We start from the raw sequence: 23764 nt of genomic DNA, 5'->3' as shown, positions 1-23764 counted from the left end.
GATTTAATGAAAATAAAAATATATTTAATACCAGGCTTTATGAATGATGAAAAATTATGGAGTAGGTTAATCCCTCTTTTTGATGATACTTATGAGTTTATTCATCTTGAGATTCCATTAAGAAATAGTTTTGATGAAATAGTAGAAGTGTTAAATGATAAAATAAAAGATGAAAAAATAAATCTTTTGGGATTTTCCCTTGGGGGTTATATATCATGTTATTTTGGATTAAAATATCCAGATAGGGTAAATAAAATTTTAGCTGTTGCCTGTACTCCTGCAAATTTGGATGAAGTAGAGTGTCAAAGAAGAAGAGAAACTATTAAACTAACTAAAAAGTTTGGCTTTAAAGGTCTTAGTAGAAAAAAGGTTTTAAGTTTAGTGGAACCAAAAAATCAAGGGGATGAAGAATTAATAAATTTAATACTTCAAATGTATATAGATGTGGGAGAAGAAGCTTTTTATTCTCAATTTAATGCCACAATAATAAGAGAAGATTTAAGTGAAAAACTTATAAATAGTGATTTGAATTTAGCTTTTTTATATGCCAATGAAGATAGACTTGTTAGTTCAAAATTTATGGAAAACTTTTCTTTAAAAGCAAAAAATATTGAAGTTACACAAATAGAAGCTCAAACACATATGTTACCACTTGAAAGAACAAAAGAGGTAAAAGAGAAAATTATACAGTGGTTTTAAAAAAGGTGCAAAATGAATAAAATAATAGAACTTAGAAGTGATACCTTTACAATGCCCTCAAAGCAGATGAAAGATTATATGTTTAATGCACAAGTTGGAGATGATGTATATGGTGAAGATCCAAGTGTAAATGCACTTGAAGAAAAAGTAGCAAGACTTACAAATAAAGAATCAGCCTTATTTGCTACAAGTGGTACACAAGCAAATTTATTAGCGATGCTTTCCCATTGTCAAAGGGGTGAGGAATATATCTGTGGACAAGATTCTCATATCTTTAAGTATGAAGGAGGAGGTTCATCTGTTCTTGGTGGAATAGTTGCTCAACCAATAGAGTTTGAAATAGATGGAACTTTGGATTTAAATAAGGTAAATAAAAAAATAAAACCTGATGATTTTCACTTTGCTATGACTAAACTTTTATGTTTGGAAAATACCCATGATGGAAAAGTTTTGCCACTTTCATATTTGCAAGAAGCAAGAAAATTTACACATGATAAAAATCTTTTATTACATCTTGATGGAGCAAGGGTTTTTAATGCAGTTATTGATTTAGGTATAGATATTAAAGATATAAGTGCTTGTTTTGATTCTATGTCAATATGTATCTCAAAAGGTTTAGGTGCTCCTGTCGGTTCTGTATTAGTTGGAAGTAAAGAGTTTATAAATAAAGCTAGAAGATATAGAAAGATGCTAGGAGGTGGACTTAGACAATCTGGTTATTTAGCAGCTGCATGTTCTTATGCCTTAGATAATAATATAAAAGATTTACAAATCGATCATGAAAATGCAAAAAAACTAGCTTTAGAATTAGAAAAGATTAATCAAATAAAAATTTTATCAAATGATACGAATATGATATTTATTGAATTAAAAGATACTAATGTAGGTTTATTAATAAATTATTTAAAAAATAAAGGTATAAATATATCAGGAACTTATGATGAGTTAAGAGTTGTAACTCATAGAGATGTTACAAGTGAAGATATTGATTATGTAATAGAAGCTTTCAAAGAGTTTTTTAAAAATAAATTATAAAAAGGAAAATAAATGGATTTTTTTACAGCAGATATAAGTGATGCACACCCAGATAAAGTATATGTATTAGATAATGAGTTTAAAAATTATGGCGGAAAACAAAAGGCCTATGGAGAAGTAGTAACTATAAAGCTTGATAGAAATAATACAGATCTTAAAAATTTGTTAAAAGATGTAGATGGTACTGGTAAAATAGTTGTAGTAGATGTGGAAGATGAGTATTTTGCAGTAGTAGGAGATAACCTTGCAAAATTTGCAGTTGATAATAACTATGAGGGCTTAATTGTAAATGGTTATGTTAGAGATACTTTTTTTACAAAAGATATGGACTTAATATTATTTGCAAGGGGAACTTGTAGTAGAAAATATGCTATTGAAACAAGAGGTGAAGTAGGGGTTGATGTCTCTTTTTGTGGTATTAATTTTTCTCAAGGTGATATTGTTTATGCTGATATGGATGGAGTTATACTTTCAAAAGAGTTATTAATATAACTTGACTTTAATACTAGTTAGTAGTATAATTCTAAAATAAATTACTAATTAGTAGTAAATAAAGGATATCGATATGAATTTAAAAGATAGAGCACAAGGTGCTATAGTAGGAGCATTTATTGGTGATGCAATTGCATTAGGACCACATTGGTATTATGATTTAGATGAACAACATAAAGATTATGGTGAGTGGATTACAACATATACAACTCCTAAAAAGGGAAGATACCATGAACATGAAGAAAAAGGTAATCAATCCCAATCAGGATATATCCTAAAACTTATGATTAAATCCCTTATAGAAAATAAAGCTTACAATCAAGAAGATTTTTGCAAAAAACTAGATGAAGATTTATTTACAAAAATAGATGGTATTCCAACACATGGACCTGGAGGTTATACTTCTCAATCTATTAGGGAAGTATATAGACAAAGAGTAGAGCAAAAACTACCATGGGATAAAGTAGGAAGTAGAGCAGATACAACTGAAGCTATAGAGAGAACTTTAGCTCTTGCTGTACTATATGCACTAAATACAAAAGAGTTAGCAAAAAGTATTTCCCATAATACCTTTTTAACACAAGTTGATGATATAGTAGGTTCAATGACTGTTGCTTATGGAGCAGTGTTGGCTCAGTTAATTCAAGGTGAAAAGTTAGATAAAGATATATCTACAAAATTAATGAAACTAGTCAAAAAAGGTGAATTGCCTTTTCATGCAGTTACTTCAGATAATTTAAAACCACCAAAAGATGGTGCTAAAGATCCATCAAATATAGGCTTATTTGCTTCTCCTGATGCTTTATTGTCTCCATCTTTTATGGCACAAGCAGCAAATGACAAAGATATAAAAATAGAGCCAGCTTGGAAAGTATCTTTAGTATATGGAATGCCATGTGCTATTTATCATATGTTACCAGCATGTTACTATTTGTCGGCAAGATTTAATGATGATTTTGAAAGTGCAATATTACATGCACTTAATGGTGGAGGACAAAATCAAGCTAGATCAATATTAACTGGTGCCTTAGTTGGTGCACAAGTTGGCTTGAAAAATATTCCACAAAGATTTATTGATGGTTTAAATGAAAAAGAAGAGATTTTAGAGTTGGCTAAAAAACTTTCAGATATTATTGAAGAGTAATATTAACAAAGTATGAGATGTCTTTATATGTATACAAATGTACAATAAATATAAATAGAATAACAAGATAGAAAAATTTGGGGTAGCTATGAATTATAATTGGAAAACGATAGATTTAAATAACGGAACAGTTGAAGAAAAAAGAGAAGAGATAAGAGAATATTTTTTAAGAACTTATGAATTAGATGAAAAACTTTTTGATTTATTAAAAGATAAAAAACATATACTTGAACAACCAAATAGGTTAAGACATCCTTTAATATTTTATTTTGGACATACAGCTACATTTTTTATGAATAAATTAAATGTATCAAATATAACAACTAAAAGAGTAAATAAAACACTTGAGTCTCTATTTGCAATTGGTGTTGATGAAATGAGTTGGGATGATTTAAATGATGAAAATTACCAATGGCCAACATATGAAGAGACAAAAGCATATAGAGATGAAGTAAAAGCTTTAGTATTGGATATTATTGATAGTATTGAGTTCTCTATACCTATAAATTGGAATTCTCCTATGTGGGTTATACTTATGGGAATAGAACATGAAAATATTCATATAGAAACATCATCTGTATTATTAAGAGAACTTGACATAAAATATTTTAAAGAGGATGAGTTATTTGAATATAACAATGAAAGAAGCCAAACTTATCCACAAAATGAATTAGTAAAAGTAGAAGGTGGAGAAGTTATACTTCAAAAAGATCATAAAAAGCCAAACTACTATGGTTGGGATAATGAGTTTTCTTTTCATAGAGCAAGTATAAAAGATTTTGAAGCTAGTAAGTATCTTGTATCAAATGGAGAGTTTTTAGAGTTTGTAAAAGAGGGTGGTTATAATAAATTACATTACTTTAGTAAAGATGGATTGAAGTGGTTAGACTTTACACAAACTAAAATCCCTACTTTTTGGTTAAAAGATGGTGATAAGTATTATTTAAGAGAGATAAATAGAGTAGTTCCTTTACCTTTAAATTATCCAGTTGATATAAACGTATATGAAGCAGAAGCATTTTGTAAATATAAGAGTGAAAAACTTGGCTTTGAAGTAAGACTTCCAAGTGAAGATGAGTTTTATAGATTAAATGATTATGCAAAAGCCCAAGAGTGTGATGCAAATATAGGATTAAAGTATTTTAATCAAACACCAGTAGATAAATATCCTATGGGTGAATTTTATGATGTAGTTGGTAATGTATGGCAATGGAGTATAACTCCTATGTATCCCCTTGATGGATTTGAAACTCATCCTGTATATGATGACTTTACAACTCCTACTTTTGATGATAGACATGCCCTTATAAAAGGTGGTTCATTTATAAGTTTAGGAAATGAGACTTTAAGAAGTGCAAGATATGCTTTTAGAAAGCACTTCTTCCAACATGCCGGATTTAGATATGTAAAAAGTGATAATGAATATAGAACTAAACTAAATGATAATGTATATGAAACAGATGAGCAGATCTCTCAATATTGTGAATTCCATTATGGTGAAGAGATTTATGGAGTTAAAAACTTCCCTAAAAATTCTGTTGATGTCTTAAAACCATATTTAGAAGGTGTAAAAAAAGAAAAAGCACTTGATCTGGGTTGTAGTGTAGGAAGAAGTTCATTTGAGCTAGGAAAGATATTTGATGAGGTATTAGGAATAGATTTTAGTGCTAACTTTATAAGTGTTGGAATAAAACTGAAAAAATATGATAGCTTGACTTATAAAGTTGCAACAGAGGGTGAATTATATGAAGAAAAAATTGTTGCTTTAGATGACTTTGGACTTGAAGAGACAAAAGAGAGAGTTACTTTTATGCAAGGTGATGCTTGTAATTTAAAAGATATGTATACAGCCTATGACTTGATATTTTGTTCAAACTTGATAGATAGATTATATTATCCTCAAAAGTTCTTAGATGATATTCCAAATAGGGTAAATAAAGATGGTCTTTTAGTAATCTTGAGTCCATATACTTGGCTTGAAGATTATACTCCAAAACAAAACTGGTTAGGTGGATTTGTAAGAGATAATAAAGAAGTAAAAACTTTAGATACTTTAAAAGAAAATTTAAGTGATAGATTTGAACTGCTTGATACGATAGATGTACCTTTTGTGATAAAAGAGACGGCAAGAAAACATCAACATACAATTTCTCAAATGAGTATTTGGAAAAAAATTAAATAAAACCATATTCTACTAAATAAATTAAATCATTATTTAGTAGAATAATTAATGCAAAAATTAAATTTGATAAATGACAAAAAAGAGTTATTTTACTTTTCTCTCTTTTTGATACTTATTTCTTTTGTTACACTATTCTTTCAATACAACAATTATAAAGATTTTATTGATAATCCTATATATAAACTACAAGCGCAAGTTATAAATAAGTATGAAAAAGATGATTTTGATATCTATAAATTAGAAGGTACTAAGTTCTCTTTTTTTACATCTACTCCTAAGGGCTTAGATTTAAAAAGACTTGATTATGTAGATATGTCTATACTTAGTGGAAAAGTATCTTTTCTACAGTATTTAAAAGGCTTTTATGTAAAGAGTTTCAATATTTTTAAATATCAAAAGAATAGTATAAAAAAAGATTTAAAAGAAAAAATACAATCCCAACATGTAAATAAGAATATTAGTGAGATATATGAAGCTATATTTTTAGCCCTTCCTACAAACACTGATTTAAGAGATATTTTTGCTGTATATTCCATCTCTCATTTAATAGCAATTTCTGGATTTCACTTAGGTGTATTATCGTTTATTCTTTATTTTATATTTTATTATCCATACAACTTTTTTCATAATAGATATTTTCCATATAGAAATAGAAGGTTTGATATTTTATGTATTGTTTTATCTTTATTATTTGTATATTTGATTTTTACAAATTTAGTACCTTCACTTTTAAGAGCTTTTATTATGATGGTTTTTGGGATATTTTTATTAAGGTCAAACATAAGGTTAATCTCCTTTGAGACACTTTTACTTACATTATTATTTATACTTGTACTTTTCCCAAAATTTTTGTTTTCATTGTCTTTGTGGTTTTCTGTTATTGGAGTATTTTATATATTTTTATTTATAAAATATTTTCAAAACCTTAATAAAGTATTTCTATTTCTATTTTTTAATATTTGGATTTTTGCAAGCTTTAATCCCATAGTTCATTACTTTTTTGGAGTAACTTCTTGGGTCCAATTGCTTTCTCCCTTTATTACAATACTTTTTACTATTTTCTATCCCTTAGAGTTATTTTTACACTTAATTGGATATGGAAGTTTGTTAGACTCCTTTTTAGTCATTGCAATAAATATGAAGTTTTATATTTTTGAAGTGATTACTCCTCTTTGGTTTTTTATAACTTATATTGTAGTTTCTTTATTTGCTGTTATAAGAAAAGAGGCTTTTGTAGTTTTAAATATTTTAGTTGTAGCTTTTAATTTATACTTATATTTATAGGAGAATAATCTCCTATAAAACTTAGATAAGACCTAATTTATTTAATAATAAAATTGCAATAGCAATTGGAACAATATATTTAATCAAAGCATACCAAATATTAAATACTGTTAAAGATACAAATTTTGTAAATTTGTCTTGAAGTAGTTGTTTGTCTACATAATAACCCAAAAAGATACAAGTTACTATTCCTGCAATTGGCATTGATATAGATGATGTTAAGAAATCCATCCAATCAAAGGCATTTTTCCCAAAAAATGTTAATGATGTACCATATACAGAAGACATAGAAAGTAGGGCAATGATTCCAAGGATGTAAAAAGTAGATCCACAAATTATTGTTGCCTTTAATCTAGTCATTTTATATCTTTCAATAAAAAACATCAATGCCGGCTCTATCATAGAAACAGCAGATGTAATTCCGGCGAAAACAAGGGCAGAGAAAAACGAGATAGCAATAATATGTCCCAAAACTCCCCATTGAGAAAAAATAACAGGAAGAGAAATAAATACAAGTCCTGGTCCTGCTGCACTTTTTGCTCCCGCATCAAAAAGAAAAGAAAAGATAATCAACCCAGCAATTATTGCAATAACTGTATCAACTAAAGCAACTAAAACAGATGATTTAAAAAAGTTTGCATTTTTGTCTAAAGAGGCTGAATATGTAATAATAGTACCAATTCCTACTGATAGAGTAAAAAATGCTTGTCCTAGTGCAGCTAATAGGGCATCACTATTTATTTTACTCCAGTCAGCAATAAACATAAAACTAAGAGCTTGTGAAAAACTATCTAAAGTCAAGGCATAAATTAAAAGCCCAATTAATATTAAACCTAATAGTGGCATTAAAATAAGATTTATTTTTTCTATTCCATCTTTTACGCCTTTTAACACAATAAAAATAACTGCTAATGCTATAACTGTATGATAAAAGATTTCAGAAGAAATTTCATTTGAAATAAGGTTATCAAAAGTTTTTCCTGCAACTTCAGAAGTAGAAGGAAGTGTTTGAAAAGATGTAACAATATAGTTTAAAATCCAACCTAATACTACAGAATAAAAAGAAAGAATCACAAGTCCAGCAAATATCATAAATGCTGCAAACTTCCAATTTTCATTTTTAGATTTTGACATTTTCACAAATGATGTAGAAACATTAGCTTCTCCATGTTGCCCAATAACCGTTTCTGCAATAAATATTGTTAATCCTATAAAAAGTATTGCTAAGAGGTAAACAATAACAAATGCTCCACCTCCATATTCTCCTGTGATATATGGAAACTTCCAAATATTACCTAATCCAACAGCTGAACCAGCTGCTGCTAAAATAAACCCAATTCTTGTAAATTTATTCAAACATATTCCTTTAGTGATTTTTCTATTTAATAAGGGTTAATTCTAGCTATAACTTTCTTATAAGTTAGTTTCTTAAGCTTTATTTTTTATAAATAAAAGTAATTAATTATAAATTATTAATATTTTTAAATATTCAATTTATATACCACAAATATACCACTTAATATTTTTACAATTAGCTTTATAAAAAGGAGAAAATATGAGTTATTCGAAAAAAAGATATATTACATATGCGATTTTAACTATTTTTATAATGGGGACACCTTTTATAACAATAGATGGTAATCATTTGTTATTGTTGTCATTTGTTACATATGATTTTCATTTCCTTGGAAATGTATATAATATGAATGAGTTTTTTATTATGCCATTTTTATTGATGTTTTTGTTCATTGGAATATTTGCAATGACATCTATGTTTGGTAGGGTTTGGTGTGGTTGGGGATGTCCTCAAACTATTTTTAGAGTTATCTATAGAGATTTGATAGAAACTTTTTTATTAAAATTGCGAAGAATTAAAAATAAACAAAAAGATATAAACTATAATAAAACTTCTACAAAAATAAAAAAATATATTGGATTGCTTTTATGGATAATTTTATCTTTTGTTATCGCAATAAATTTTATGCTTTATTTTGTACCACCTGAAGATTTTATTGAATACATGAAATCACCACAAGATCATTTTTTCTTAGTGATGTTTATTCTTACTATTGTTGTATTTTTAGTATATGATATTGTTTTTATGAAAGAACACTTCTGTACTTATGTATGTCCATATTCTAGAATTCAGTCTGTTTTATATGATAATAATACAAAACAAGTTGTTTACAACCACAATAGAGGTGGAAAAATTTATCCTAACAATGAAAAATCTATTTTCAATGTAAAACAATGGTCAGGAAATGAAGAATGTACTACTTGTGAAGCTTGTGTAAAAGTTTGTCCTACACATATTGATATTAGAAAAGGGTTACAAGTTGAGTGTATAAACTGTTTAGAGTGTTCTGATGCTTGTAGCAGTGTAATGGGAAAACTTGGTAAAAAATCTCTTATTTATTGGGGAAGTACTAATAGTGTTTTATTAGAAAAACTTGAAAAATTCCTAAATCCTAGAAATCTTGTCTATATGTTATCTTTAGTTGTTTGTATACTATTTACTGCTTATTTTATGTCTGAAAAAGAGCCATTTTTAGTAAATATAAATAAAAACACAGAGTTATATAAAATTGATGAAAATGGAAAAGTTGTAAATAATTATTTATTAACTATTTATAATAGTGCTGATAAAAGATATACTTTTGATATTGAAGTTTTAGATAAAAATATTAGTATTAAAAGATATAATCCAATAACTTTAAATCCAAAACAAACAAGAAAGACTGTGTTGATTTTAGTTAGTAAAAATAAAACTAATACTTCAAAAATAAATTTATTATTTTATGCAAAAGAGAATAAAGAAGTAAAAATGGAGAAAAAAATACTATTTTTCTCTCCTAAATAGTTTAAACTGATTTCTCAATATTTATGTAAAAAGTAGTTCCTTTTGGGTTACTTTTTACATTAAGTTTTCCTTTAAAACTTTTTTCAATAATCATTTTTGATAAATATAAACCAAGTCCTGTCCCAGTACTTTTTGTAGTAAAATATGGTTCAAAAATTTTATCTAATAATTTAGATTTTATTCCTTCTCCATTATCCTTAATTGTTAACATCACATCTGCAGTATTTGAGTTTATTTCAATTGTTATTTTTCTATTTTCAATGGTTTTTACTGCATGAAGTGCATTAGAAATTATTGCAATTAAAACTTGGGCTAATTCATTTTTTATTCCAAATATTTTTACATGTTCATTTGTATTAAAAATTAAATCAATATTTACTTCTATCTTTTTTATATCACTATTTAAAATTGAAAGAGAGTTTTGAATAACTTCTCTTATCTCAAAATCTTCTTTTTCTTTTGATTCAGTGTAAAAATTTTTGAAATTTTCAATTGTATTAGATAAATATTCTATTTGTTCATTTGCTTGGGAAGTTTTTCTTTCAAAGTAGTCTTTTTCTAAATTATTATTCTTATATTTGTTTTTTAAATTTATTAAAATATATGAAAGATTATTTAAAGGTTGTCTAAATTGATGTGTTATATTTGCAATCATTTCACCACTTTGAGCAAGTTTTGACTGCTGTAAAAGCATTGATTCTATTTCTACATTCTCTTTTTTTAATAGATTATATTTATATGCAACAGAAATTGTAAATAAAATAGCTTCCATTGCAAAAGCTAGTAATACTAAATCCAAATGAGTATGCATTTTAAAATAAGTTTTAAAATTTAAAATATATAAAATAAGACAAATTACAGACCATCCTATAACATAGATTGCTGTAGCTTTAAACCCTTGGTTTAAATTAAATACTATTGATACAAAAAGTATCGCATAAATAATTGTGTATGGTAAGTATTCAAATAATAAATAATGATAAAATGCAGTCAAGATTATAAAAATAAGTAATAAGGTATTTAATATTAGTTCTTTATTATTTGTAATTTTAGGAATAAATTTACCTTCATAAAATCTTACTGCAAATACTAAGGCTGAAAGAGTCGCAAAAAAAAGGGAAAAGTCTTGAAAAAAAAGCTCATAAAAAAAGAACTTACTATATAAAATTATATATGATAATGAAAAAACTTGCATAAAGCAGTAACTTAAATAAAAAAGTTCTTTTGAATAAATGTATCTAATAAATGTATATACTATTGTCATCATTAGAATCCCAAAAGTTATTCCATAGGATAAAACAGTAGTTAAATCATACATTTATTTTATATCCAACTCCATTATGATTAGAGATTATATTTTTTGAGATTTTTTGTTTGAGATATTTAACTAAAGTTTTTAAAGCATCTTTGGTCATAGGAAAATCTTTCCAAACATAATTTTCTATTTCTTCGTATGTGACATATCTATCTTTATTGTTTAAAAGTAGAGTTAATAAATCAATCTCTTTTATTCTTAACTTTATTAATTCATCATTTACAACAAGAGAATGATTATATTTGTCAAAAATAGCAACTTCATTTAATTTTATTATATTTGTTTTACTATTTTTTAGATTATCGATACAAACTTCAAGAGCATCTTTAAATTCATTTTCTTTTATTGGTTTCATTAGATATTTTACTAGTTGAAGTTCAATTGCTTTTAAAAGATATTCTTTGTGGTTATATGCTGTTATAACTATGATTTGAACTTCTTTGTTTTTTGCTCTTATATTTTTAACAAATGCCAAACCATCTATTTTAGGCATTTGAATATCTGTAATAATTATATCTGGGTTTATTTGCTCAAATTTTTTTAAAGCATCTAAACCATCTTTTGCTTCATAAATATTTACAAAGTAGTTTTCTAAATACTCTATTGCATTTTCTCTTGTTATATCATCATCTTCTACATAAAGAATTTTGACTTTATCATTTTTAGTAGTAATCATTTGTTGCCGTAGATGTTAGTTTTTCTAAAGTGTATTTTAAATTTTCATCCATGTCCATATTTTTCATCATCCACATAATATAACTTGGATCTTCTTTTGCAACTTGAGTTGTCTCTTTTCCTTTATATTTTCCAAATTTAAATGTTTGTATAAATACAGGAGTTTTTGTAAGTTCAACTAATTTCTCCATAGGATTAAAATCTGGATAAACAGTTCTACATTTTGCAACAAGTTGTGATAAAAATAGCTTCATAACCAAAACATCACCAATAGCATCATGGGCTTTTATAGTTATATTATGTTTTGCTGCTTCTTCCTCTTCATCCATATAAATATCAAGGGCATACCTTAAGTATTGAAGTCTGTGGTATGGAAGTTCTGGAAAGAGGTGTTGTGCACATCTTAATGTATCTAATATTTGATATTTTGATTCAAACCCTTCTTTTTTTATCATTCCTAAATCAAAATTTATATTATGTGCAATTAAATAGTTTGATGGATTATTGTACTCTTGAAGTTTTTGATAAAATTTTGTTTGAGTAGCTTCTGGTTTTCCTATAATCATATCAGGTGTTATATTGTGTACTTCCATAGCTTCAAGTTTTATTTCAACATCAGAAAAACATAATTCATCATAAACTTCTATAGGAGCTTTTGCATCTACAATCATAGCTCCTAGTTGTATGATTCTATCTTCTTCTTGGTTTCCTGTTGTTTCTGTATCAAATAGTACGTATTTTGGCATAAAATTTCCTTTTCTTTTATATTATTAACATTCCATCACCGTATGAAAAAAATCTATATTTTTCTTTTACAGCAGTTTCATATATCTCTAAAGTTTTTTCTAAACCTACAAAAGAGGCTATTAACATAATAAGAGTTGATTTTGGTAAATGAAAGTTTGTAAGTAGATGGTCTACTTTTATTGGTTTATTTGCTGGATTTAAAAACAAATCACATTCACCTTGGATTTTGTTCGTTCTGGCATAGTATTCTATCGTTCTGGTAACTGTTGTTCCAACTGCAAGGGTTTTGTTTTTTTCTTTTAAAGATTCTAAACTTTCTCTTGAAATTTCAAAATATTCACTATGCATTGGATGCTCTAAAATATTTTCTGCATCAACTGGTTTAAATGTACCAGCTCCTACATGTAGTGTTAGATAGTTGATATTATGATTATTATTAAGATTTTCTAAAAGTTCATCTGTGAAGTGTAATGATGCTGTTGGTGCTGCAACTGCACCATAATTTTTTGCAAATAAAGTTTGATAATCTTTTTCATCTTCTTTTTCATCTTCTCTATTCATATAGTGAGGAAGAGGTAAATGACCTATTTCATTTAATATTTCAATTAAAGATAAAAAGTCTAATTCTTTAGTATCTTTGAAAAATTTAACTGTTCTTGTACCATCTTCATTATTTAATTCAAGAACTTCAGCACTTAAGTTTTCATTAAAAAATAGTTTTGTTCCTTTTTGAACTTTACCTTTTATCATAACTTGATATCTATTCATAAATAGTGGTTTATTAAATAGTAATTCTGTTTTCCCCCCACTGTCTTTTTTGCCGTAAATTCTTGCTTTTATTACTTTAGTATCATTTAAAAAGATATTTAAATTTTTAGGCAAAAAATCAAGTAAGTGTTTATATGTAGTATGAGTTATTGTATCCCTATTTCTATCATAAACCAAAAGACGAGCACTATCAGCAGGGTATAAAGGTTTGCTAGCTATGAGTTCTTTTGGTAAAAAATAATCATAGCTAGATGTTTTTAATGGGTCTAAATTACTCTTCATCATCTAAAGAAGTATCCGCAGGATTAAATACTTTGGCAATGTAAATTGATGCGCCATAAAGTAAAATAAGTGGTCCGGCCATTAAAAATTGAGTTAAAACATCAGGTGGAGTTAAAAGTGCAGAAACAATAAAAATTATTACAATGGCATATTTGAAAAAATCTTTTAACATCTTGTCATCAACAAGTCCAATTTTTGCTAGGAAAAAAGTAATAACAGGAAGTTCAAATGCAATTCCAAAACCAAATAAAAGTTTTGTAAAGAAGCCTACATATTTACCAATACTAGGTAATACTGTAACAACTGCTGAACCAAAGTTAATTAAAAATTCAAATCCAAAAGGAACAACTACATAATAAGCAAAAGCAGAACCTGATAAAAACATTAGTGTAGCAAAAAATACAAAAGGTATAACAAGCTTTTTTTCATGATCATAAAGTCCAGGGGCTAAAAATAGCCATAATTGCCAAAATATTACAGGTAAAGATAAAATAAAACCACTAAAAAAAGCGACTTTTAAAGCTGTAAAAAATGTTTCTTGAATCTCTACTGCAACCATTTGTGATTTTGCAGGAAGAACAGCTTCTATTGGAACCATCATCCAATTTAAAATTGGTTCATAAAATGTAAAACAAGCAAAAAATGCAACAACTAAAGTTAATACTGAAATTATTAATCTTTTTCTAAGATCAGCAATATGGGGTTTTAAGTCTTCAAACATTAGGCTTTATCCCCTTCTTTTTCTTTTATTTCTTTTTTAATTTTAAATTTATCACTTGGTTTTATCTCAGAAGTAGTTTCTTTATCTTCTTCTTCAACTTTTTTTATTTCTTCTATTTCATCTTCTACTTTTTCATCTTTAAATGATACTTTTTTAGATTTTTTATTATCTTTATCATTTTTATCATCTTTTAAAATATCTTTCACACCTAAATCAAAATCATCAAACTTTGTAACTGATGATTTCGCATCTTCTATTTGATTTCTAAATTTGTTAGCTTCTTCTTTCATATCTGATATATTTAATTCATTGTCTAGAGTAGATTTTGCATCTTCAAGACCACTTTTAAACTTCTTAAAAAATCGTGCAACTGATACCATAGCATCAGGTAACTTCTCAGGGCCTAGTGCAATAATCGCAATAATCGCGATTAGCATAATTTCCATAAATCCCATTCCAAACATATAATGTCTCCATTTAATTATTAAAGGAAAGATTTTACCTTATTTTTGATAAAATCTATCTAATTATTTAAAAAGGTGTTAAATGAAATTATTAGTTTTACTTTTTGTGGGAATTATTTTATATTTTATAGCAAGAGGTTATAAAACAGAAAAGTTTGAAAATATTAAATTTAATATTAAAGAAAATTTTCAAGGAGATTTACTCCATCATGAAGCAGGTCTTTTAATTGCCCTTATGGCAAAAGTTGCAAAAGCTGATGGAAGTGTGTGTGAATTAGAAGCAGAAATGTTAAAACACACCTTTACTGATATTTCTAGTCATTTTGAAAATAGTGAAGATATAAGAGAAAAGTTAAAAAATATATATAATGAAGAGAAAAAAAGTTTTGATAATACAATGGAGCTTTCCCAAAAACTTTATAAACTAACAAAAAGTGACTACCAAAAAAGACTCAAAATTTTAGAATACCTATTAAATCTTGCTTTTATTGATAAAACTTTTAGCGATGCAGAGAAAATGATTTGTGAAGATATATCAAATGCTTTACAAATTAAAACTAATGATTTTAATCATATGATTAATGCCTTTGAAAACTTTTATGCTTCTCAGGCTCAAAATCAAGCAACTACGCTTGAACAAGCATATGAAGTTTTAGAATCAAAAAAAGAAGATGATGATAAGACAATTAAAAATAATTATAGAAGATTGGTAAAAAAACATCATCCTGATATTATATCAGGGCAGGGTGCTAGTCAAAATATTATTGATGAAGCAACTAAAAAGTTACAAGAGATAAATGAAGCATATGAAATGATTAAAAAAAGTAGGAATATATAATTGTTAGAAAATTTTGATAAGAATTATGAAGTTTGTAATTGTATTAAAGTTACAATTAGTGATATAAAAAATTCGATTATAAATGAAGGTATAAAATCACTGGGGGATTTGCAAGAAAAAACTAGAGCAGGTACTGAGTGTAGATACTGTTTAATGAACGAAGGTGATTTTGGGAAAGTCAAAAAAAAGATTTATTGTAAAGATATATTAGGAGAATTTTTTAATGGCTAAGAGTTTTTCTCGCTCTTATGAAGTTTGTGCTTGTAAGCATGTATCACTTGGAGAAATTTTGTATGCCATTAAAGAAAAAAATGCTGATACAATTGAAAAAATAGGTCAATTAACTGATGCAGGAACTTGTTGTGGTTGTTGTGTAAGTAAAGAAAAAGATTTTGGAGAAGAAAAAATGGAACTATATTTAACTACAATATTAGATAAGTTTGTGAAAGTAAATTAATGGAAGAAAAAGAGTATGTTATAGATGAAATAAAAACTCTTATTTCATCTACTGGTGAAAAAATTGATATTAACCCAAAGTTTTTAGATTATTTTGATTTAGAAGAGCTATATGATATTAAAGAAAATTTATTAAGTAAAAAAGAGAATTTTAGGGAAAATAATAAGGATTTTCTTGAACAAATTTATGAAAAAACAAAAATAAATGAGATATAATTTATTAAAGGATAATGATTATGGAATGGAATAATATAAAAGAACAATTAATAGTATTTCTAAAAGACGAAGTCAAAAAAGCTGGTCTACAAAGAGTTACTGTAGGATTATCTGGTGGTTTAGATTCTGCAATAGTAGCTATTTTATCTAAAGAAGCATTTGGAAAAAATATGAGTTGTGTACTTATGCCCTCTCATTATTCAAGTGAAGGAAGTGTAAGCCATGCTTTAGAAGTATGCAAAAAGTTTGACATAGCTTATGAAATAGTTGAAATTGCTCCTATGGTTGAAGCCCATGAAAAATTTATGGATGGTGATAAACTAAGAATTGGTAACTTTAGTGCAAGAATGAGAATGTCAGTTTTATATGATGTAAGTGCTAGAGATAAATCTTTAGTTGTTGGTACTTCAAACAAAAGTGAAATTCTTTTAGGGTATGGAACTATATTTGGAGATGTAGCTTGTGCTATTAATCCAATAGGGGAGATGTATAAAAGTGATGAATACGAATTTGGTAAATTTTTAGGAGTTCCTGAATCTATCTTAGGAAAAAGACCAAGTGCTGATTTATGGGAAGGTCAAAGTGATGAAGATGAACTAGGATACTCTTATAAACAGATGGATGAAGTACTTAAAAAATTAGTTGATGAGGAAATCTCAGCTGATGAGTTAATAAACAATGGTGTTGATAAAGAACTTATTGACATGATTATTTATAGAATGAAAGCTAACGCATTCAAAGGTAAGCTTCCAACAATAGCAAAAATTAAATGGAGTTAATATGAAAGAAATAGCATTTTATAAATCATCGGTTGGTGAAGAAGAACTAGCACAGTTAAAAACAGTTTTGGAACTTAAAAAAGATAGTTCAAAGGTACTTGAATTTGAAGAGAATATGGCTAAATTTATTGGTGCAAAGTATGCTATTTCTACATGTAATGGAACATCTGCTTTGCATCTAGCTCTTAGTGCGATTAAGTTAAAAAGAGGTGACAAAATATTAATGTCTGTAAACTCTTTTGTAAATGTACCTGAAGTTGTAAGACACTTTGATGCAGAGCCTATTTTTATTGATATAAATATAGATGATATGAATATCGATTTAAATAAGTTTGAAAAAGCATTGGAAGAGAATAATTCTAAAAAACTAAGAGGTGCTATTATCTCTTTTGTTGCAGGACAAACTCCTGATTTAGATAGATTATATGCTATATGTAAAAAATATGAAATAATCTTAATAGAAGATTGTACTTCAGCTCTTGGAGTTACATACAATGATGAAACAGTTGGTTCTTTAAATGCTGATATGACAGTTTTTTCAACAAATCCATCAAATGGTAAAACAGATGTAAGTAATAGTGGAGTTATTGTTACAAATGATGAAGAATTAGCATCTCGTGCTAAATTACTTAGAACGCATGCTGTTACAACTACATATGATGATTATGGAAATTTAGATTATATTTATGACGTTGTTGATATTGGACATAAATATGACTTAAGTGAACTAGATGCAGCATTTTCTTTGGCGCAACTAAAAAAAACAAATAGTTTTATAAAAAGAAGAAAAGAGATTGCAAAAATCTATAAAGAGAGACTTACAGGTGTAAAACATATAGAAATACCTAAACAAAAAGAAGAACATATCTTTACTCACTATATCATTAAAATCTCAAGAAATAGAGATGCTTTTGCTAGAGAGTTAAAAGAGAGAGGTATTAATACTGGATTAAATTATATTCCTTTACATCTATTAAATTATTATAAACAAAAATATAATATTAAAATTACTACTTATGGAAGTGCTTTAACATCTTATCAACAAATTTTATCTATTCCTATTTATCCAGGACTTACAAATGAAGAGGTAAATTATATCTGTGATCAAATCATTGATATTGCTTCTTCTTGGATTTAATAGTTGATAAAACAAAAATTTAATATTTGGATAGAAGAGTATCTCTTCTTTCCAACACCTTTTCAAAAAATCATCTCTTTTTTACTTATTCCATTTACTTTAATTTATATGATAATTATAGCTTTTAAGCGTATGTCATCTTCTCGAAAATTAGATTTTGGTATATCAATTATTTCAATTGGAAATATAGTAGTAGGTGGAAGTGGAAAAACTCCCATAACAATTGCCCTTGCAAAAGATAAAGAAGATGTAGCAGTTATATTAAGAGGCTATGGAAGAAAATCCCAAGGACTTTATGTAATAAGTCAGAATGGAAAAATTTTAGAAGATGTAAGTGTAAGTGGCGATGAAGCTATGCTTTTAGCAAATTCTTTAACAAAGGCTTCAGTAATAGTTAGTGAAGATAGAGTAAAAGCTATTTTAAAAGCAAAAGAGCTTGGATGTAAATTAGTTTTTTTAGATGATGGTTTTTCAAAATATCATATAAATAAATTTGATATATTATTAAGACCTTATAAAGAGCCTGAAAATATATTTTGTCTGCCAAGTGGTGGTTATAGAGAACCTAAAATGATGTATGCAACTGCTAATATGGTTTTAAAAGAGGGTGTTGATTTTAAAAGAGTTGTAAAATTTAAAAAAGAAGATAAGTTATTAGAAGAACTACCTTCCAAAATAGTTATTTTAACAGCAATTTCAAAGGCAAAAAGACTTTTAGACTTTGTTCCAACTACTTGTGAATTAGTCTCTTTCCCTGACCATTACAATTTCACAAAACTAGATATTGAGGTAGTTGAAAAGTCTTATAAAGATTTTACTATTTTAACTACTGCAAAAGACTTTGTTAAATTAGAAAAATTTCATATTAAAAATTTAGTTTTGATGGATTTAGAAATAGAATTTAAAAATGAGATTGATTTTTCTACTTTAGAAAACTATATAAACTATAAAGAACAACGATGACAAATATATATTATATGAATGAAGATAATTTAGGACATCTTGATGGTTCAAAAAAGATTAATTCATTTCTTTGGAAAATGTTACATAAAAGAGTACAAAAAAGGCTAAAAAAATCTATAATAAATATAGTAAATATGAGAAAAATAGTTTTTAATAAAAGTAAACTCTTACATTGTCAAATTGATGGAGATTTACCTTATGTTTTTTTAAGAAGAGATCCTAGTTGGTATTGTGACGATGAAGATGATTATTATATTCCTTTTAGTATTTGTTTTACAGATGGAAAAAGAAAATATGATATTGTTTTAACAAACGGGGAAATAGATATAAGAGATGATAGTGCTAGAAAAGAAGACTTAAGTAAAAAGCTTTCTCATACTCCTGTTTTGTTGTTAAAAGTTTTTGACAATATAGAAAAAAGTTTTAAGATTCTATTAGAATATATGGAAGAAAGAGATAATAAAAGTTCTTTTAAATAAACAAGAAAAATTCTTGTTTATTTTATAATATGACCTACAAATTTTGACATATTATTTAAAATCTTGCCACCTTTTCTAAATCCTAATGCGCAAGCTTCATAAGCATAAAATACTCCTGCTTGGTATGAATTTCCACTTTCATCTACTGGAAGTTCTACATACTCTTGATAGATAGCTTTAAAACCTTCATAATCACCATCAGTTTTCATATCTAGTGAATTGTCACTATTAATAATAGCAACATTTGCACCTTCTCTTCCAAAACATCTTTTTTCAACTTGTTTTTTACCAATAAGTGGTTCAAATGAAGTTTCAAGTAAAAGTGGATGATTTGGGTATAAGTCCCAAAGAATTTTCATAAAACCTTTTGATTGGAACATTAAAGTATAAGCAGGATTGAAAATAATTGCTTTTTTGTTAGCAACTATATCTTCTAAAATCAAAGCTAATTCACTTTCATCTATGGCAATATTTTCCCAAGGTATAAGTTTAAACCAAAATTCAAAATTTACATCATCTTTGAAAATACCTTCATCATTGAATTGAACTTTGTCAATATATTCAAAATCAGTATTAAAGCCAGCTTCTGTTGCAATATGCTGTAAAAGCTTGGTTGTATTAATATCTTCACTGATAGAAGCAATAGAAGAAAAAAGTATTTTCCAACCTAAATCTTTATAAAACTCTTCAAACTTCTCTATATCATCTTCCATTGTAATGATTCTTTTGAAGTTGTCTTTTAGTGCATCATATAAGTTGTTAAATTGACTTGCTTCATCTAAATTATTGGCTTTGAGCATAGCCCATTGAATAATAGCTGTTTCAAAAACAGCAGTTGGAGTATCTGCATTAAATTCGATTAGTTTTATAGGCTTCCCATCTATTCCACCAGCTAAATCAAATCTTGAATATAAATGCCAATGCACATCATTTTCCCAAGATTCTTTTATAAGATTTACTAAGTTAAATGGAATATTTATCTCATGAAATAGATTATTTTCTATAACATAATCCCCAGCTTCACAAAACATGTCATATAGTTCATTTGTAGCTTCGTAGTAAGCATTAGCTTCTTCTTCACTTATTTGAACTATCTCATCTGATATATATGAAGTTTCATCTTCATCTGTATGCCAAACAAATCCTATTGATTCTAAGTATTCATTTGTAAGAGGTTTTAGTTTTTGTAATTTCATTTATCAACCACCAAAAAAGCCAGAAGATCTAGAGCCAAAAGATGAACTAGATTTTGAAGAGCTTCCTCCACCAAAAAAACCACTTTTTTTACTTGAAGTTGAAGTTTTGCTTGTATTCGCAGCTTTTGTAAATGAACTTTGACTTTTAGAGTATGTTTGAGGAGATTTGTATTGTGTTCTTCTTTGAGATTGAAAGTTTTGGTTATTGAATAGTTTATTTCCAATCCATGAACCAATCATTGCTCCAGCAATTGATGATAATAAAACTCCACCAAGTCCCATTCCCCCACTTGACATTTCAGGATTTGTTAAAGCAGAAGTTCCATTGTCAATCTTCATTTCTTCTTCTTTTACTAGTTTTTGTATTTCCGCTTGACTAAGAATCTTTTCACTTCCATCTGGTTTTCTTAATACAATTGTTGTTTTTGAAGAGGGAAATTCATCTACAATCTTATATTTTCCTTCTTTACTCTCTTCAATAACTACAAAGGCAGCTTGTTTTTGGCTAGCATTTGTAAAAGCACTGTTTTGTCCCTCTTGATTATTATTTGAATTATCTCCACATCCTACTAGCCCAGTGATTAGTATAGCACCTAATCCACCAACAACTGCATAGTCTGATATTTTTTTTATATGTTTCATCTAGTTCCTTCGCATCATTTAAAAATTATTTATAGTAGTGTAGTCATTTTATCGAAATTGTGTTAATAATAGGTGAACAGATTTTATATTTTAAAAAATTTAACTTTAGTGAATTATTATTCATTTCTTGACCTTGGTCAATTTTTTCACTCTTTCATTTAGTTAAAATATTCTTTAATAATAATATTAATTTATAAATTTTATACTTATAAAATAAAATTGATTAATTATTATTAAGATTATAATAAATAAAAGGAGTTTAAATTGATTAGTTTCCCTTTACTATTATAAAACTAAATTTCGTAAATTAGGTATATAAATGCAAACATTATTCATTTTGAAATGAATAAATTTTGAGTCAGATGATTTAATTATCATCTTTACTTTGATTAATCAAAGTTATAATAATTAGGAGTTTTTATGTCCTGTAATAAAGAAAAAAAAATTAAGTCTTTATGGTTAATTATAGGAATATTTGTTTTAGGTGGAATTATAGGTCTACTTTTCTCCTTTGGTGTAGCAGTTGGAGTACACAAAACTTCAGATGATAAGTTTTGTACAATGTGTCATACGATGCAACCAATGGCCAATTCATATTATCGTGATGCTCATGGTGGTAATAATGTTAACGGTGTGAGAGCTAAATGTGTTGATTGTCATTTGCCTCATGACTCACTTGCTAATTATCTTTTTGAAAAAGCAAAAACTGGTTTACATGATGTTAGAGTACAAAATTTTGGAGACTTAGAATCAATTGATTGGGAAGAAAAAAGAAAACACGCAAAAAGATTTGTTTTTGATTCGGGGTGTATGAATTGTCATACAAATTTACAAAATGCTACATCAAGTAATACAAAAGCTTTTATTGCACATAAAGAGTATTTTGAAAAAAGAACAGATAAAAAATGTGTTGAATGTCATAAAAATGTTGGTCATCATATTTTAGGTGATTATATTAAAAAATAAATTTGATACACAAAAAGGAAGTAAAATGTTAAAAAGAATGTTATTTATATTTCTTTCATTTGGACTATTATCATTTGCAGCAAATGTTGGAGATATAACAAATGTTAAAACTTTAAAAGTTGATCGTGGTTTAACAGAGACTGGAAAAAGTTGTGTTGAATGTCATGCAAAAATAACTCCTGGTCATATAAATGACTGGAAAGAGAGTAGACATGGACATGTAGGTGTGAGCTGTATTGACTGTCATGGTGTTAAAAAAGATAATCCAATGGCAGCACAAAATTGTGAAGGTATAAAAGGTACTGATATTTTTGTATCATCATTGGTAAGTCCAAAAACATGTGAAAGATGCCATCCAAATGAAGTAAAAGAGTTTCAACAAAGTGGTCATGCAAGAGCTGCTATTCAGATTCAAGCTAAAGAAGGTATGAAATCACTTATGGAGTACTTTGAGGGTAGAAATCATCCAGATTTAAAACACTCTCCAGAAGCAACAGGTTGTATGCAATGTCATGGTTCAATTATTAAACTTGGAAAAGATAAAAGACCAACTGCTGAAACATGGCCAAATTATGGTATTGGAAATGTTTATCCAGATGGTGGTGTAGGTAATTGTAAATCTTGTCACTCAGGACACAAATTTTCTATCGAAGAAGCAAGAAAACCAGCCGCTTGTGCATCTTGTCACTTAGGGCCTGATCATCCAGATATAGAAATATATAATAATTCAATGCATGGACATATCTTTAATAGTGAAGGTAGTAAATGGAAATATGATTCAGCACCAGATGCTTGGGAACCAGGTGATTATAGAGCACCTACTTGTGCTACTTGTCATATGAGTGGTATTGGTAATTTAAAAACAACTCATAATGTGAGTAAACGACTTAAATGGAATGTATGGATGCCAATTTCTAAAACAAGAGAAGGTGGATATGAAACTGCTGTAAAAGATTTTGAGAATGGAAAAATCACAAAAGGTAATCCTTTAGCTGGTAATCCAGATGGAAGTACTGCTGCGCGTACTGAAATGGAACAAGTTTGTGTCTCTTGTCATACAAAAACACATACTAAAAACTTTTTCAATATGGCAGATAAACATGTTGAGTTATATAACACTTATGCAATTGATGCTAAAAAAATGATAGATGAATTAACTAAAAAAGGTTTAATGCATAAAGATAAATGGTCTGATAAAGCATTTAAAATTTGGTATCATTTATGGCATCATGAAGGTAGAAGAATGAGACAAGGTGCACTAATGGGAGCTCCTGATTATGCTCATTGGCATGGAGTATTTGAAGTTCAACAAGATATAAGAGAACTTAAAATTATTTATGAAAAAAGAATTAAATCAGGTAAAATCGAAGAATAAATTGATTTTTATTTAGTGTAGAAGGATGAAAATTCTCCTTCTACATAT

Annotated in this window: 26 protein-coding genes; 17 read left to right on the top strand and 9 right to left on the bottom strand. The window is 27.4% G+C overall.

What is annotated here, in order from left to right:
* Positions 1–6: 6 nt before the first annotated feature.
* The 6 genes from ACNI3D_RS09885 to ACNI3D_RS09860 all read left to right on the top strand — a co-directional run bounded on the left by ACNI3D_RS09885 (position 7) and on the right by ACNI3D_RS09860 (position 6836).
* Positions 7–699, top strand: a complete 693-nt coding sequence (locus tag ACNI3D_RS09885) for an alpha/beta fold hydrolase (RefSeq protein WP_419766865.1) — start codon at positions 7–9, stop codon at positions 697–699.
* A 12-nt stretch (positions 700–711) separates the two neighbouring features.
* Positions 712–1734, top strand: a complete 1023-nt coding sequence (ltaE, locus tag ACNI3D_RS09880; RefSeq protein WP_419766864.1) for a low-specificity L-threonine aldolase — start codon at positions 712–714, stop codon at positions 1732–1734.
* Positions 1735–1746: 12 nt separating this feature from the next.
* Positions 1747–2226 (top strand): RraA family protein, encoded by a 480-nt coding sequence (locus ACNI3D_RS09875; RefSeq protein ID WP_419766863.1) that lies wholly within the window; start codon positions 1747–1749, stop codon positions 2224–2226.
* 73 nt (positions 2227–2299) lie between these two features.
* Positions 2300–3370 carry an ADP-ribosylglycohydrolase family protein gene (locus ACNI3D_RS09870; RefSeq protein ID WP_419766862.1) on the top strand — a complete coding sequence of 357 codons (1071 nt, stop codon included), beginning with the start codon at positions 2300–2302 and terminating at the stop codon, positions 3368–3370.
* An 88-nt stretch (positions 3371–3458) separates the two neighbouring features.
* Positions 3459–5552, top strand: a complete 2094-nt coding sequence (ovoA, locus tag ACNI3D_RS09865; protein ID WP_419766861.1) for a 5-histidylcysteine sulfoxide synthase — start codon at positions 3459–3461, stop codon at positions 5550–5552.
* A 48-nt stretch (positions 5553–5600) separates the two neighbouring features.
* The gene (locus tag ACNI3D_RS09860) at positions 5601–6836 is read left to right on the top strand and encodes a ComEC/Rec2 family competence protein (protein WP_419766860.1); all 1236 of its coding nucleotides are present in this window, start codon (positions 5601–5603) and stop codon (positions 6834–6836) included.
* 21 nt (positions 6837–6857) lie between these two features.
* Here ACNI3D_RS09860 and ACNI3D_RS09855 read toward each other — a convergent pair whose 3' ends face one another.
* On the bottom strand, positions 6858–8192 hold the full coding sequence (locus ACNI3D_RS09855; RefSeq protein WP_419766859.1) for a sodium-dependent transporter: 1335 nt from the start codon (positions 8190–8192) through the stop codon (positions 6858–6860).
* 199 nt (positions 8193–8391) lie between these two features.
* Here ACNI3D_RS09855 and ccoG point away from each other — a divergent pair, with 199 nt between their 5' ends.
* Positions 8392–9696 carry a cytochrome c oxidase accessory protein CcoG gene (gene ccoG / locus ACNI3D_RS09850; RefSeq protein WP_419766858.1) on the top strand — a complete coding sequence of 435 codons (1305 nt, stop codon included), beginning with the start codon at positions 8392–8394 and terminating at the stop codon, positions 9694–9696.
* A 1-nt stretch (position 9697) separates the two neighbouring features.
* Here ccoG and ACNI3D_RS09845 read toward each other — a convergent pair whose 3' ends face one another.
* Genes ACNI3D_RS09845 through tatB form a run of 6 tightly spaced genes read right to left on the bottom strand, consistent with a single transcriptional unit; the run spans position 9698 to position 14668 of the window.
* On the bottom strand, positions 9698–11014 hold the full coding sequence (locus tag ACNI3D_RS09845; protein ID WP_419766857.1) for an ATP-binding protein: 1317 nt from the start codon (positions 11012–11014) through the stop codon (positions 9698–9700).
* Positions 11007–11687, bottom strand: a complete 681-nt coding sequence (locus ACNI3D_RS09840) for a response regulator transcription factor (protein WP_419766856.1) — start codon at positions 11685–11687, stop codon at positions 11007–11009. The genes ACNI3D_RS09845 and ACNI3D_RS09840 overlap by 8 nt, the downstream gene beginning before the upstream one ends.
* Positions 11674–12432 (bottom strand): exonuclease domain-containing protein, encoded by a 759-nt coding sequence (locus tag ACNI3D_RS09835; RefSeq protein ID WP_419766855.1) that lies wholly within the window; start codon positions 12430–12432, stop codon positions 11674–11676. The genes ACNI3D_RS09840 and ACNI3D_RS09835 overlap by 14 nt, the downstream gene beginning before the upstream one ends.
* A 16-nt stretch (positions 12433–12448) precedes the next feature.
* A complete protein-coding gene (queA, locus tag ACNI3D_RS09830) occupies positions 12449–13486 on the bottom strand; it encodes a tRNA preQ1(34) S-adenosylmethionine ribosyltransferase-isomerase QueA (protein WP_419766854.1) in 1038 nt (345 codons plus the stop codon).
* A complete protein-coding gene (gene tatC, locus ACNI3D_RS09825; RefSeq protein ID WP_129101950.1) occupies positions 13473–14204 on the bottom strand; it encodes a twin-arginine translocase subunit TatC in 732 nt (243 codons plus the stop codon). The genes queA and tatC overlap by 14 nt, the downstream gene beginning before the upstream one ends.
* On the bottom strand, positions 14204–14668 hold the full coding sequence (gene tatB / locus ACNI3D_RS09820) for a Sec-independent protein translocase protein TatB (protein WP_419766853.1): 465 nt from the start codon (positions 14666–14668) through the stop codon (positions 14204–14206). Before tatB ends, tatC begins: the two co-directional genes overlap by 1 nt.
* 82 nt (positions 14669–14750) lie before the next feature.
* On the opposite strand from tatB, the gene ACNI3D_RS09815 reads away from it, so the two are divergent.
* From ACNI3D_RS09815 to ACNI3D_RS09780, 8 genes are read left to right on the top strand one after another with little or no spacing between them, the layout of a single operon-like run.
* Positions 14751–15506, top strand: coding sequence for a TerB family tellurite resistance protein (locus ACNI3D_RS09815; protein WP_419766852.1), 756 nt, complete (start codon positions 14751–14753; stop codon positions 15504–15506).
* Positions 15507–15737: a (2Fe-2S)-binding protein gene (locus ACNI3D_RS09810; RefSeq protein WP_129101953.1), complete on the top strand. Its 231-nt coding sequence runs from the start codon at positions 15507–15509 to the stop codon at positions 15735–15737.
* Complete coding sequence (locus ACNI3D_RS09805; RefSeq protein ID WP_129101954.1) at positions 15730–15963, top strand: (2Fe-2S)-binding protein; 234 nt, start codon at positions 15730–15732, stop codon at positions 15961–15963. The genes ACNI3D_RS09810 and ACNI3D_RS09805 overlap by 8 nt, the downstream gene beginning before the upstream one ends.
* Complete coding sequence (locus ACNI3D_RS09800) at positions 15963–16178, top strand: SprT family zinc-dependent metalloprotease (protein WP_013135675.1); 216 nt, start codon at positions 15963–15965, stop codon at positions 16176–16178. Before ACNI3D_RS09805 ends, ACNI3D_RS09800 begins: the two co-directional genes overlap by 1 nt.
* Before the next feature lie 20 nt (positions 16179–16198).
* Complete coding sequence (locus ACNI3D_RS09795) at positions 16199–16957, top strand: NAD+ synthase (RefSeq protein WP_375153690.1); 759 nt, start codon at positions 16199–16201, stop codon at positions 16955–16957.
* Position 16958: 1 nt separating this feature from the next.
* Positions 16959–18095 (top strand): DegT/DnrJ/EryC1/StrS family aminotransferase, encoded by a 1137-nt coding sequence (locus ACNI3D_RS09790; RefSeq protein ID WP_129101955.1) that lies wholly within the window; start codon positions 16959–16961, stop codon positions 18093–18095.
* A 3-nt stretch (positions 18096–18098) separates the two neighbouring features.
* On the top strand, positions 18099–19058 hold the full coding sequence (locus tag ACNI3D_RS09785) for a tetraacyldisaccharide 4'-kinase (RefSeq protein WP_419766851.1): 960 nt from the start codon (positions 18099–18101) through the stop codon (positions 19056–19058).
* Complete coding sequence (locus ACNI3D_RS09780) at positions 19055–19537, top strand: hypothetical protein (RefSeq protein ID WP_129101957.1); 483 nt, start codon at positions 19055–19057, stop codon at positions 19535–19537. The genes ACNI3D_RS09785 and ACNI3D_RS09780 overlap by 4 nt, the downstream gene beginning before the upstream one ends.
* Before the next feature lie 17 nt (positions 19538–19554).
* On the opposite strand, the gene ACNI3D_RS09775 is transcribed toward ACNI3D_RS09780, so the two are convergent.
* A complete protein-coding gene (locus ACNI3D_RS09775) occupies positions 19555–20733 on the bottom strand; it encodes a glutathionylspermidine synthase family protein (RefSeq protein ID WP_419766850.1) in 1179 nt (392 codons plus the stop codon).
* A 3-nt stretch (positions 20734–20736) separates the two neighbouring features.
* Positions 20737–21375: a UPF0323 family lipoprotein gene (locus tag ACNI3D_RS09770; RefSeq protein ID WP_129101959.1), complete on the bottom strand. Its 639-nt coding sequence runs from the start codon at positions 21373–21375 to the stop codon at positions 20737–20739.
* Between the two features lie 420 nt (positions 21376–21795).
* On the opposite strand from ACNI3D_RS09770, the gene ACNI3D_RS09765 reads away from it, so the two are divergent.
* Both ACNI3D_RS09765 and ACNI3D_RS09760 read left to right on the top strand, forming a co-directional pair.
* Positions 21796–22341, top strand: coding sequence for a cytochrome c3 family protein (locus tag ACNI3D_RS09765; protein ID WP_419766849.1), 546 nt, complete (start codon positions 21796–21798; stop codon positions 22339–22341).
* Between the two features lie 25 nt (positions 22342–22366).
* Positions 22367–23716 (top strand): multiheme c-type cytochrome, encoded by a 1350-nt coding sequence (locus tag ACNI3D_RS09760; protein ID WP_419766848.1) that lies wholly within the window; start codon positions 22367–22369, stop codon positions 23714–23716.
* Positions 23717–23764: the final 48 nt, after the last annotated feature.

This window comes from Arcobacter siniprincipis (SeqCode) (assembly GCF_048571125.1).
GTDB lineage: Bacteria > Campylobacterota > Campylobacteria > Campylobacterales > Arcobacteraceae > Arcobacter > Arcobacter siniprincipis.
Note: the sequence above shows the minus strand (reverse complement) of the source record. Positions and strands in the feature narration are given on the sequence as shown.